Origin of the sequence: Wolbachia endosymbiont (group A) of Lasioglossum morio (assembly GCF_947250585.1) — a bacterium.
Classification (GTDB): domain Bacteria; phylum Pseudomonadota; class Alphaproteobacteria; order Rickettsiales; family Anaplasmataceae; genus Wolbachia; species Wolbachia pipientis.
In genome coordinates this window covers 194,292-206,511 of sequence record NZ_OX366327.1, presented here as the reverse complement: position 1 = coordinate 206,511, position 12,220 = coordinate 194,292, and the positions used below count along the sequence as shown (strand labels likewise).

At 34.5% G+C, this 12,220-nt stretch carries 13 protein-coding genes, 1 tRNA gene and 1 pseudogene; 3 read left to right on the top strand and 12 right to left on the bottom strand.

All coding sequences use genetic code 11. The features are described 5' to 3' along the window. Positions 1-28: 28 nt before the first annotated feature. Genes OOK89_RS01070 through OOK89_RS01055 form a run of 4 tightly spaced genes read right to left on the bottom strand, consistent with a single transcriptional unit; the run spans position 29 to position 2,310 of the window. Positions 29-646: an SURF1 family protein gene (locus OOK89_RS01070; protein ID WP_006280475.1), complete on the bottom strand. Its 618-nt coding sequence runs from the start codon at positions 644-646 to the stop codon at positions 29-31. Between the two features lies 1 nt (position 647). Then, positions 648-1,124 carry a bacterioferritin gene (gene bfr, locus OOK89_RS01065; protein ID WP_007549093.1) on the bottom strand — a complete coding sequence of 159 codons (477 nt, stop codon included), beginning with the start codon at positions 1,122-1,124 and terminating at the stop codon, positions 648-650. A 59-nt stretch (positions 1,125-1,183) separates the two neighbouring features. Beyond that, on the bottom strand, positions 1,184-1,672 hold the full coding sequence (locus OOK89_RS01060; RefSeq protein ID WP_264719086.1) for an RDD family protein: 489 nt from the start codon (positions 1,670-1,672) through the stop codon (positions 1,184-1,186). Further along, positions 1,672-2,310 carry an HAD family hydrolase gene (locus OOK89_RS01055; protein ID WP_155969299.1) on the bottom strand — a complete coding sequence of 213 codons (639 nt, stop codon included), beginning with the start codon at positions 2,308-2,310 and terminating at the stop codon, positions 1,672-1,674. Before OOK89_RS01055 ends, OOK89_RS01060 begins: the two co-directional genes overlap by 1 nt. A gap of 288 nt (positions 2,311-2,598) precedes the next feature. On the opposite strand from OOK89_RS01055, the gene OOK89_RS01050 reads away from it, so the two are divergent. Beyond that, positions 2,599-3,294 (top strand): hypothetical protein, encoded by a 696-nt coding sequence (locus OOK89_RS01050; protein ID WP_264719085.1) that lies wholly within the window; start codon positions 2,599-2,601, stop codon positions 3,292-3,294. Positions 3,295-3,479: 185 nt separating this feature from the next. Here OOK89_RS01050 and OOK89_RS01045 read toward each other — a convergent pair whose 3' ends face one another. Further along, positions 3,480-3,605 carry a hypothetical protein gene (locus tag OOK89_RS01045; protein ID WP_255511221.1) on the bottom strand — a complete coding sequence of 42 codons (126 nt, stop codon included), beginning with the start codon at positions 3,603-3,605 and terminating at the stop codon, positions 3,480-3,482. 546 nt (positions 3,606-4,151) lie between these two features. Here OOK89_RS01045 and OOK89_RS01040 point away from each other — a divergent pair. Continuing rightward, the gene (locus OOK89_RS01040) at positions 4,152-4,682 is read left to right on the top strand and encodes a phospholipase D family nuclease (RefSeq protein ID WP_250296025.1); all 531 of its coding nucleotides are present in this window, start codon (positions 4,152-4,154) and stop codon (positions 4,680-4,682) included. A 109-nt stretch (positions 4,683-4,791) separates the two neighbouring features. Further along, entirely contained in the window at positions 4,792-5,334 is a 543-nt protein-coding gene (locus OOK89_RS01035; protein WP_264719084.1) for a hypothetical protein, read from the top strand. Positions 5,335-5,456: 122 nt separating this feature from the next. Here OOK89_RS01035 and OOK89_RS06375 read toward each other — a convergent pair. From OOK89_RS06375 to OOK89_RS01000, 7 genes and pseudogenes are all read right to left on the bottom strand, one after another. Then, a pseudogene (locus OOK89_RS06375) lies at positions 5,457-5,592 on the bottom strand (IS66 family transposase); the annotation flags it as partial. Positions 5,593-5,673: 81 nt separating this feature from the next. Next, positions 5,674-6,372, bottom strand: a complete 699-nt coding sequence (gene rnc / locus OOK89_RS01025) for a ribonuclease III (protein ID WP_264719082.1) — start codon at positions 6,370-6,372, stop codon at positions 5,674-5,676. A 187-nt stretch (positions 6,373-6,559) separates the two neighbouring features. Next, entirely contained in the window at positions 6,560-7,636 is a 1,077-nt protein-coding gene (locus OOK89_RS01020) for a quinone-dependent dihydroorotate dehydrogenase (protein WP_151807528.1), read from the bottom strand. 130 nt (positions 7,637-7,766) lie between these two features. After that, positions 7,767-7,838, bottom strand: a tRNA-Cys gene (locus OOK89_RS01015). A 5-nt stretch (positions 7,839-7,843) separates the two neighbouring features. Beyond that, entirely contained in the window at positions 7,844-8,740 is an 897-nt protein-coding gene (locus OOK89_RS01010) for a class I fructose-bisphosphate aldolase (protein ID WP_151807527.1), read from the bottom strand. A gap of 58 nt (positions 8,741-8,798) precedes the next feature. Continuing rightward, on the bottom strand, positions 8,799-9,800 hold the full coding sequence (locus OOK89_RS01005; RefSeq protein WP_264719081.1) for a J domain-containing protein: 1,002 nt from the start codon (positions 9,798-9,800) through the stop codon (positions 8,799-8,801). A 63-nt stretch (positions 9,801-9,863) separates the two neighbouring features. Then, on the bottom strand, positions 9,864-12,170 hold the full coding sequence (locus OOK89_RS01000; RefSeq protein ID WP_070357007.1) for an AAA family ATPase: 2,307 nt from the start codon (positions 12,168-12,170) through the stop codon (positions 9,864-9,866). Positions 12,171-12,220 lie beyond the last annotated feature (50 nt).

Sequence of the window (12,220 nt, the reverse complement as noted above, 5' to 3'; positions counted from 1 at the left end):
ACTTCTCTAATTTTATGTACAGAAAGCTTCAAGCTTTATTGAGGTTTTGCCTATGGTAAATTATGCACATAATCAACCAAGTTAAGGAAAGTGCAAACCAAGTGATTGCATATTCCAAATGCTTCATTGGCTGTATAGCTAATTTGCTGCCAAAATTGTTCGGCCACAATATACACTTCTCTAGCTTAATACCTAACTCATTGGAAATTTCCTCTGTACTCAGGGTAAACCATGTATTCGAAGCAGTATCGTTCTTGATAAACCAATTTTTGCTTTTACTGCTATTGCAATATAAAACTCCACCTGCAGCTACTTTTTCAATTTTTGCTCTTTCCTCTTTTTTTTCTTTAACTATTCCTTTGTTCACTAGCATATAATTTCCAGTAGTAAGTAGCATAGGAGATAACACATGATAGCCATGTTGTCCTGCAAAAACATATAGTTCTATGTCACTTAGAATCCCATCAATCTTGACATGCCTATAGTTAAATTTTTCAAGGTCGTTATTGGGCAATAGATGAACAACTGGAAGACTCATATTTTTGATAATATTATTCTTCCAGTTCAATCTGAATACTTGCCATAATCCTAATAAAAAAAGGAGCAAGCAAGGTACAATTAAAATAAATACTATTTTTTTTAACACTCTATATTTGTGTTCTTAAATAGTTTTCAACACCCATTAGTTCAATAAGGTCAATCTGTTTTTCAATCCAATGGAAGTGCTCTTCTTCATTTTTTAACATCTCTTCTAATAACATTACACTAACAAAATCTTTTTCTTTCTCAGCGATAGAAATCGTTTCTTTGATATCCTTAATACCTTTTCCCTCTAATTTCAAATTAGCTTCTAAGATTTTCCGTATTGTGTCTTTTGTAAACTTTCCATCATGCTTTGATATTTCGTTTGTATCCTGAAAATTTGGAACTCCTTTGAATAACAAAATTCTTTCTGCCAACTTGTTTGCATGTTCAAGTTCTTCATTAAGCTCATTTTTTACCTTTTCTGCAAGTCTATTAATTCCATTGTTTTTGAGAATCGCAAAATGCAAAAGATACTGGCGTACAGAAGTCAGCTCATTGGTCAATAATTTGTTCAAATGTTTTACTATCTCTTCATTCATAATCTTCCCTTAGTTCAATTCATCAGCATAATTTATATGATAACGATAGTTATAGCAACTCATTTAATAGTTCCTTTGATAACAACCGTATTAAATAGCATGTCGTGGTATGTCTGTTTTTTCTTAGAGAAGCAAGCAACTAGATACCAGCAGAGAGTGAGCAGCACCGTTAATATAGTGAGTAGCACTATTAATATATCGAAAGCGTTTATTAACACGTCCTGTTCTTGGAAAAGCTCGATGAGGATAACTATTATGTTATATAATAGAGAAAGAAAAAACTGAGAAATGCTTCTATCAAATGCTAAACTCAAATCTATTTTAGAACCGTCCAAGCTTATGGTATGTATGTTCATTAATTGCTGACCAGGAGTTGCTTGGGCTTTTGAAGATATAAAATATGTGAAGTAACTGCAATCTATACACATAGATGAAATTAACGGAAAATTCTTTAACAATAGTCTGATTAATAAGTTTGGAATTAATAAAATTGCTCTATCTATCAAATATGCGCAAAAGCGTCTTATTATACTGGCAATCTCTGTCATTACCTATCTTCCAAATATTTTATTATGAAATCTGTAAGCTTATCAAAATGTTGAAAACATAACAAATCTTCATAACCGCTTATTGATTGACCGTATATAATAGGTAAACAATTGGCATTTTGTGCACACAGAACATCTGTGATGCTATCACCAACGAAAAACACATTTTCTCTATTTATAGGCAACGTACTCTCTTCTAGTGCAAATAGCAGTGGGGTTGCAGATGGTTTATCTTCTGCAGTATCGCATGACCCAACCACTCTTTCAAAGTAAGAATCTAGTTTAAAATAGGCAACTTCTTTACGTAAATTAGTATTTTTCTTATTACTTACTATTGCTAGATAAACATTGTGGCTTTTCAGTGTCTGCAACATTTTCTCTACTCCTTGATTCAGAGCAATGTTTTGCAATAGTGCATCATCTAAATATTGTTGATATATCTGATTCGCTTTTTTCCACTGATCGCCAAATAAATTGACCATATAGCTCTTTCTCGACTCATGGGAATTTCTATCAGCAGCTTTATTACTATACCCCATTGAGTTTATGGTATGCTTAATAGCATTAAAAATATTATCTTGAGTGTCAACTAAGGTATTATCCCAATCGAATACTACTGCTAATGGGCTGTTTTTCATTTCTATATTGTTATATATTTTAAGTTAATAAGTAAATAGCATTTTAATGAAAAAGATATAAATAGGACGCTCTACCACAAGTTATGTTAACTGTTTTTTATATAATTAGCTAATATACTGGTTATATGATATGTTTTAATAGGTAATAGGTATGGCCCAGACATCTCAAGAAAGTGTTGAAAAAAAGTTTAAGACGTCTTTGAACGTTCTCCAGGTGCTTTTCCAGAAGGTACCTCATTAGAAGAGAAGGTTAATTATATCGCAAAAGGAACAAAGGCTCTAAAAGCTGTGAAAAATAAGGAGCTTGAGAACAAAATGAAAAACGTTGCAGAATTGAATCAGAAACTTGAAAGTCAAGAAGGACGTGTAGATGAAAAAGCACGTCAAGATTTTGAAAGAATTGCTGAGCTTGACCAACAATATAAAGGGAAGGGCATCTTCACAAGTGAAAAAGTTGCAGAATTAAAAAATGACAAAAAATTTCAAGAAGCAGCTAACACTCTTAGAGAAACTACAACAGCAGTTAAAGACCTTGAACATAATACACAAAAAAAGACTACTGAAGCTTCTGTGCAAACAGCATCAGAGCACGATTCACAAACCGTTAATCCCTCAGTGAGCAAGAGTTCTGTAAAAGAGAAGCTCAACACTGAGCCGGACAAAAAAGATAACACGCCTCAACCACAAGAAAATCAAAAAGAAGAAGGGTTTTTGAGTCTTCTGAAGCGCTTTGTTAAGAAAATATTAGAAAAATTTTTAGGTGAAGGTGAAAAGGATGTAGAGAATGCTCGTGGCATGAAAGAAGATGCTCAAAGAGATACGTCAAATAACGAAGAGCAACAAAAGAGTAAGCAGCTTGATGAAATTTTAAAGGACAAAAGTGTAAGCGAGGGTTTGAAGCAGGCAACAAAGCTTGAGAACCCGGCAATAACGCCTGTTAATACTCCTAAAGTGAATGAAGTAAACACGGGTCGTGAAAGGTGATCCACTTTCAAGCTTCATTATACCGCCACGAACCGTCATACCGCCGCGGTATCTCATCCGCTAACAAGTAGCGGGATGACGATTGTCAGGGTGTCATCCCAGTGTCCCTATGATGTCATCCCAGTGCCCTGACTACTTGGATCTAGCAAGCTTTGCTTGCAAATAAGTCTAATACGCGTCGCGTTTTATGCCAAAACACAATTGGAGTTACATGCAAAATAGATCCCAGTATCAGCTACTCGGATGACAAAAAAAGGAGCACTGGGATGACACCATTTGTTGTATTTAACAAAGTTCGTACTTAGCTTCATGTTAGCTATAAACATTAAGAAATTTACCAAGCGAAAAAAAAGGCAAAAGAAGCCCCAGCTAATATCTATTTTAGAACATTGGCGTTTTTTAAGTCTTAAACACTGCAATTTAGCTGCTTTTAAATGCACCTCACCTTAGTTTAAATGTTTAAGAAATTTACTAAGCAGAAAAAAAGGCAAAAGAAACCCCGTGTTAGCTAGTTGTCACTCCCTAATCCTGCAAATTGGCGTACTATACTGTCTTAAACGACTTATAAGCGCGTTTCAGCTTGTGTAGGTAAAAACCTAGAAATATTGTGAAGACATAAGGTGCACATAGTGCAAAAAATTAAAAATAAGACGCCAACTACGTTGTTTTCTTGCTGTTTAATCTGCACAGATGAAGATAACTGAATACCTTCAGTTTCATGATAAGGGGGCTGGCGGAGTTTGTCAAGTAAGTTTTTTCGTTTCTAACGGTTGTTGCCAAAAACTATGCAAGAAGTCTATTGACAGGTGATTAAATTATGATGTAGCCTATCGCCGTATATCCGGGGGTGGGTTGTTGTGAGGCTTTTTCACTTTTTATTCTTGTTAATGTGTTTTTCTCTGTATTACTATGCGGGTTTTATATTTTCGCCCTGCCCAAAAGCTACGGTTTGCTTTTCACCTGGAGAAGATTGTGCTATGCCGATAATCAGCGTAATAGATCAGTCTAAAAAATCTATCTTAGTTCAAGAATATACATTTACTCTTGGAACAATTGCAAAATCTTTGATCAATGCTAAAGAACGTGGCGTTGATGTTAAAGTCATCTTAGATAAATCGCAACTCTACTCAAAATATAGTGTTATAAATGAATTATTTTCAGGTGGAGTACCAATTTGGATCGATGATAAGCCAAAGATTGCTCATAATAAGATAATGATTGTTGACAATCAAAAAGTCATCACAGGGTCGTTTAACCTGAGTAAGACAGCTAAAAAAGGAAATGCTGAAAATTTATTAATTATTACAGATTATCCTGAATTGATTCAGCAGTATGTGAAAAACTGGGAGGCACGAATGTCACAATCTTATAAATATGCTCCCAACTAATCAAAAGCACTTGCTTAAAATCAGCTCTAAAAACAGCAAGGGAGAGCTTTTTTTATTGATTGGCGTAATGATTATGATATAATAAACTAGAAGTTTAAGGAATAAGGTAATGGATTATATAAACGATGCTGCCGGTAGCTACACTGCCATTCACGATTTTTTTCAAAACAACGGTGTTGGAGATTATAAAGTTCAATGCAGTTATGGTGGGGTACCGTATGCTACTGACGAATACGTACATTCTGGCGATAAATTTTGGAGCAATAATTTCATAGACTCACATTTTGGCAGGGAAATAAAAATGTATCCTCAAAGTGAACTTTTAGCTAAAGAATACGCTGGAAATACGCTGCCAGTTTCAATATCACTAGATAAGGATTTAATAAAAATAAAGGAATGTCAGAAAAAAACGAAATTTGTAGAACTAGAAAGAGAGTCAGGTGATCTAGTGTATGATAAACAAAAGCATGTAAAGTGTTACACAACGAAGCTATCATATGATGATGTGAATATTTACAATAACGATAAAGTTTCAACATTTAGCATTAAATACGACGTGCCAAACGATCCGAGATACAGTTTAAATGTAACATTTACAAAGGTTAATGATAGTAAACCAGGGTTTTGGCAAAAATTTAAAAATATGTTTTAACGTGACCATTTACTGGTTTTTACTCAATCAACCAACAACAGTTAATATCAAATTTTTATAATTAAAAAATATGCTATTTTTTAAAACTTTCATTCTCCTTGACTCTGTCAACTTCACAAAACAACTCTTGGACCAAATGTATCTGGCATAACACCTTTTGGTAACTTGCTACTTCTTTTTTTTCCGCATCTCCGACAACGGCCATTGATATTCCACTACATAAGGCTTGATTTTTGGTAGATCAACTTTTTTATGAATAATACTATGCTTCTCCTTAAATTGACCATTTCCCCTAAACGCTATTAGCTTCCTTAAAACTTACATTAATGCCTATTTTGCCTAAACTGAAGCGTCTTTTTCAATTTTTTCTAGCATCAACTCAGCAGCTTTTTGTTCAGCAATCTTTTTACTAGAAGCGCATGCAGAAACTTTACCATAATCTTCTATGCAAACTGACATAGTAAATTCAGGATTGTGCGCTGGTCCAGTTTGTTTTACAAGCTCATATTCTGGTAAAGGCAATTTGTTTTTCTGAGTCCACTCTTGCAGTGAGGTTTTAGGATCTTGAGGGGGATCAAGCATGCTTTTAGCTAGCTTTTCCCAATATTGGATAATAAACTTTTCAACATTTTCAAGTCCGCCATCAACATAAATTGCACCTATTAGTGCTTCAAGCGAGTTTTCTAAATTTTTTAAGTTACATCTTCCTCCATTGCAGCGTTCACTATTATTCATGATGATAAAGCTGCCTAATTTTATTTCTTTAGCAACATTAGCAATGGTGTTGCCACAAACTAAATCCGTCTTTCTTTTTGCCAATGCTCCTTCTTTTTCTTCAGGAAATAGTTTAAACAGTGTGGCAGATACAACCATATTCAAAACACTATCGCCCAAAAACTCTAGTCTTTCGTAGCTTACAATCTGGTTTTTGCTATTCCTTTTATTTACGCTTGGGTGAGTTAGTGCCTCTTCTAATATTGCATAATTTGTAAATTTATAATCAATGATCTTAGATATTGCATCATTCAAACTCTTCATACCCATTATTTAAAAGAATAACACTTCCTACCACACCTTTATACCAAAGAATTAGTTTTGTTTTATTAAAATAATACCAACAACTTCCAAAATATACATTTTAATAGACTTCTTGCATAACCATTATTTGAATAATGATTCATCGATGTTATTCCAGTGTCGGCTACTTAGGTAACAGAGAAGATGTTTAATGTATACAACCCACCACCTCACTAATGTTACTAAATCCATCTCTCCTTATTAGTTCTGCAAGTTCTAGATTAATTTTGTTTACAACTTGAGGTCCGTGGTATATGAGAGCAGTGTACAACTGCACCAAAGAAGCTCCTGCCTTTATTTTTTTATATGCATCAGCACCACTTGAGATTCCTCCGCATCCTACCAACAATATTTTGCCCTTAGTAAGTTTGTACATATCGCTCAATAACTCGGTTGAAAGTTTAAACAGCGGTTTGCCACTCAACCCACCACTCTCGTTGTGGTGGGAATGTAAGTTATTCCGACTGATCGTAGTGTTGCTCACTGTTAATCCGTCAATCTTATATTCCAACGCAAGCTCAGCGATATTTTCTTTCGTTTGCTGATCTATATCTGGTGAGATTTTTAATATTATTGGTATGGATTTAGAATTATCAATTGATTTCCGGGTTAGAGTTACGGATTTCAACAATTCCGATAATTCTTGCTTATTGTGCAGATTGCGTAAATTAGGCGTGTTTGGGGATGAGATGTTCAGCACTATATAATTGCTTTTTCCATATACTATCTTTATTAAGTCAACATAATCGCTGATTTGGTCCTTTGATGTACTGTTTTTTCCTATGTTGATGCCAAAAATGCAATCATCAAGCTTGGTTTTATCTATTTGTTTAAGAAAGTAGTCTATTCCTTTATTGTTAAATCCCAATCTGTTAATTACCCCTTGATCTTTAATTAACCGAAAAATTCTTGGTTTTTTGTTTCCATATTGTGGATTACGAGTTACAGTACCAGTTTCAATAAATCCAAAACCAAATGAAAGCATAGGCCTTATAACTTCTGCATTCTTGTCAAAACCTGCAGCCAGACCCACGGGGCTTCTGAGCTTATTACCAAAAAAATTTACACTCAAAGATTCTGGTAGCTCTATAGGATTCTTATAAGGTATTTTCTTTAATGCCATAATTGCCAAAGAGTGAGCAACTTCGGGCGGCAGTAAAAACAATAAATCACGTAATATCATTTTGTAAAACACTTTGCTTATTTTTAGTTTATTTTTTACCATGAAACGCTATAAGAGTATAACCATAACTTGAAAAGAAATTGATTTTACTTATAAATAATTTTCTCTATAGGTTACACACTTAAAGCTACTGTTAAATTGAGCAACTTTTACAAGATATAGAAAATGAAAGAGGCCGGGACCGGAATTGAACCGGTGTAAAAGGATTTGCAGTCCTCTGCATAAGCCATTCTGCCACCCAGCCGTTTTTTATGTGTAGATATCCATTATATCTTTTAGCATAGATAAAGCTTCCTCCCTTTTGCGTTGGAAAGTGTTACGTCCAATAATTGAACCATTACCACCACCCTGCTTAATTTCTTTCGCTTCATTGCATATGTCATTCACTGATTTCGACTCGCCACCAGAAAAAACTACTATTCTTTTTCCTGCAAAACAAGATCTTTTAACATATTCAATTCTTTTAGGTAATGATTCAATATTTTCTGTTTCTATTTTCTCCCTTTCCAAATATTTAGTTGGAAGTTTTACTTTTATTATATTAGCGCCAAGCAAAGCTGCCATGTGTGCAGCATAGGCAATAACATCAACCGCTGTTTCACCTTCTTTGGAAATTCCTTCACCGCGTGGATAAGACCATAACACTACTGCAAGCCCATAAGATTTGGCTTCAGCTACGATTTCACGGGCTTCTTCCATCATATCGAAACACTTAGCAGAACCAGGATATATAGTAAATCCAACAGCCAAGCAGCCCAAACGCAGTGCATCTTTCACAGAAGAGGTTATTGCTTGATCAGAAGTCAGATTCTTCGAATGTAAGGAGTTGGAACTATTAAGTTTCAAAATAAGTGGGAGCATTCCAGCATAAGTTGAAGCACCAGCTTCAATCATACCAAGTGGAGCAGCATATGCACTTACTCCCGAATCAACTGCAAGCTGAAAATGATAATGTGGGTCATAAGCATCAGGGTTAACTTCAAAACTTTTTATTGGCCCGTGTTCAAACCCTTGGTCTACAGGGAGAATTACTAATTTGCCAGTGCCGCCAAGCTTTCCATGCATGAGAATACGAGTAAGATTTGCTTTTACCCCGGGGTTTTCACTTTCGTAGTGGTTTAAGATTTGTCTTATTTCTTTACTCATTAACGCTATGAAGTTCATTTAAAGTATAGCAAAAACCACAGTTGAAGCAAAGATCTTTTTATGGTTCTTGTCCTGCAGGTGTACCTAAAGATGTAACGTTAGGATCGGTGGTGTGCTGTCGTGACTTTTCTTGGATTAAATCTCCAAAACACATTTTGACAATAGGAAGAACAAGTGGCATAAGCACTAACTTGTAGTCATACCATGCAAATTTTTCTTTATAGCTAAATTCTGTATCTTCTTCATATAAACGCTGAATGCAATGTTCACTATATAGTTCAGATGCCTTTGTAAAAGTTCTAAGTAAAGCAATAAGTAATAAATCTAATACTAAATTAATCATCAGCATTGTTCCATATTGAGCAGGCCAGCCATTTTGTGCTACCTCTGACACTAGACCACATATAGCAAATGTTGCTGCGATACATATCACATAATTATCAGCAGTAAGAAGCATATTTACTCTTCGGTTATATTTATCAGAATTTTCTTCTTGCAAACCTTGTTGTTTACTTGCTGCATAAATAACACCAAAAAAGGATATAATAAATAACAACGGCCAAATCCCTATGCTAAATGCATAAAATTGATAAGCGATGCTTTGCACCGTGCCACTATTAGCAAGTTGCGATAAGCAATATTCGACTTTCAGCGATGGAGTAAACACCACATTTGCTAATACAAAGAATAAAAGTGCTCCATTTATAGCTTCACTTCTACGTGATAAAATCTCATCGACTTTTCTCTGCTTTTCTGCTATTTCTTCTTGTAATGTTGTAGGTCTACCAGGAGTTCTTCCTGATCTTAAGGCGTTAAGATGTTGCTCTAATTTCCTCTTGTTATCAGTAAGTTCCTGAAACTTTTTCTTTGCCTGCTCTTCATTACCTTTGTTTTTATCAGGGTGGAATTTCAATGCCAGTTTTCTATAACGCCGTTCAACTAACTTGAGTATATCGTCAAACTCCTGGCTTATTACTTCTTCCGCTTTTATTCCTAGTCTTGAAAATAAATTCTGTAAATCTTGATTACTGTAATATTGATTTCTAGTTAAACTTGCCACTATAGCCTCATTATTCTTAAAATAAAACAAGTATACTATAAGTGTAATAAAAAAACAAGAATTTCAAACTATATCAAAAGCAATTTTATTTTCTACTTTATTCATATAGATTCTTAATTTCTTTCCTTTTATTAATTTACGATTCAGTATTTCTTCCGCTAAGTAACTTTTTATCTCTTTTTCAATAAGTCTCTCTATCGGACGTGCTCCCATTTCCTTACTATAACCTGTTTGTGCAAGATAAGATTTCACTTCATCTTCTACCAAGCAGTTTATGCCTTTTTGCGTCAGCTGCTTTTTCAGTTCCTGAATAAATTTATCTACAATATGCAGAATTATATCCGCATTTAAGTCAGAAAAAGAAATAATCGCATCAAGACGATTACGAAATTCAGGGCTAAAAACCTGTTCTATCGCTTTTTCACTATCACCAGTGTTAAATTTTTTATGCCCAAAGCCAACAAAACTTTTGCTGCGTTCAGCTGCTCCTGCATTAGTTGTCATAATTAAGATTATATTGGAAAAGTTAACTTTACGTCCGTAAGTGTCTGTAACGCAACCATAATCCATAATTTGTAGCAATATATTATAGATATCGCTATGAGCCTTTTCAATTTCATCAAGCAGCACAACACTATATTGATTATTAGATACAGACTCTGTGAGTAATCCACCCTGATCATAACCTACATATCCAGGAGGAGAACCAATCATCCTTGATATCGTATGAGACTCAATATATTCGGACATATCAAAGCGTATAAGATTCATGCCCATGCTTTCTGCTAATTGTTTTGCTAGCTCGGTTTTACCAACACCGGTTGGCCCTGCAAAAAGATAATTTGCTAAAGGCTTATTGTAATTTCTCAACCCAGATTTAGCAATTTTAATAGAATTAACAAGAGATTCTATTGCCTGCTCTTGGCCAAAAATCACCTTCTCTAGATTAGCTTTTAAAGACTTTACTTTCTGCAAATCATCAGATTCAGATCCGCAAGGCACATTTGTAATTCTAGTAATGGTATTCTTAATATCTCTACTATTTACAATTTTACCCCTGTTTCTTAGCAATTTACAATATGCCCCTGCCTCATCAATAACATCAACCGCTTTATCAGGTAATATTCGCCCAGTAATATACTTATGCGAAAGTTCAGCCGCAGACCTAATGGCATTCTTTGTATAATATACTCCATGATACCCTTCATAGTAGTGCTTTATACCATCTAGTATCTTTATCGTTTCGTTAACAGAAGATTCCTTAACATTAATTTTTTGAAACCTCCTCGCTAATGCTTTATCTTTTTCAAAACTATTGCTGTATTCTCTATATGTAGTTGCACCTATACAACGCAGTGTACCTCTTGCAAGCGCAGGTTTGAGTAGGTTACCTGCATCAAGAAAGCTACCACTTGTAGAACCTGCTCCAATGATAGTGTGTATTTCGTCAATAAAAAGGATAGCACCTGGTTTTGCCTCAATCGCTTTTATTATAGATTTTATTCTCTCTTCAAAATCACCTCTATAGCGTGTCCCTGCAAGGAGTGACCCTAAATCCAAAGCATAAATTATACTGGACCTGAGCGCACTTGGAACACTGTTTTCAATGATTTTGAGTACCAAACCCTCAACTATTGTGGTTTTGCCAACACCTGGATCTCCAACATATAAAGGGTTGTTTTTTCTACGCCTCAATAATATTTCTATAGTGCGATTTAATTCATAATCACGACCAATAACATAATCTATTTTTTTGCTTCTTGCATAGTCATTTAAATTTTTACAATAACTTTGTAGAATTTCCTCATCTTTTAGTAGCTCACCTTTATTTACTGTAGTAGGAGCATCATTATTTTTATCAAGTTTTACTTTATGATTAGTGGTGTATTCATCTATATCGTTAGAGTATTTCATGTTAGATATGTGGTAAATCAAATTGGAATCTTTCGCACTTTGTTTCTGCAATAGATCTTCAACGTATAAATCTTGCCCAGACAAAATTTCTACTAGAACACTTGCTCCATTTATTTCTTTTTTCCCCAAGCTATGAGCCCGTATTATTGCTCTGTGTATTATGCATTGAAACATTGAGCTAGGTTTAACTCCACTGATAATCAATTCAGAACTGCTTTGTAAAAACCCTTTTATATTATTATTATAATCATTAGCCTTAATATTGCATCTTGATAGAATGTTATCCATACTGATGATTTCATCGGCTCTGATATTACATCTTGATAAAACGTAATTTACATCCACGTCTTTAGTTAACGCCAGCAATAAATGTTCTACTTTCGCATATTTAAGATTAAAATTAGAAGCAATGAATAGTGCTCTATTCAAACTTGCCTCTAAGTTTTTGGAAATCATCTCCTATTCTCTTTAAAAGTGGGAACTCATATATAATGAATAGCACACAA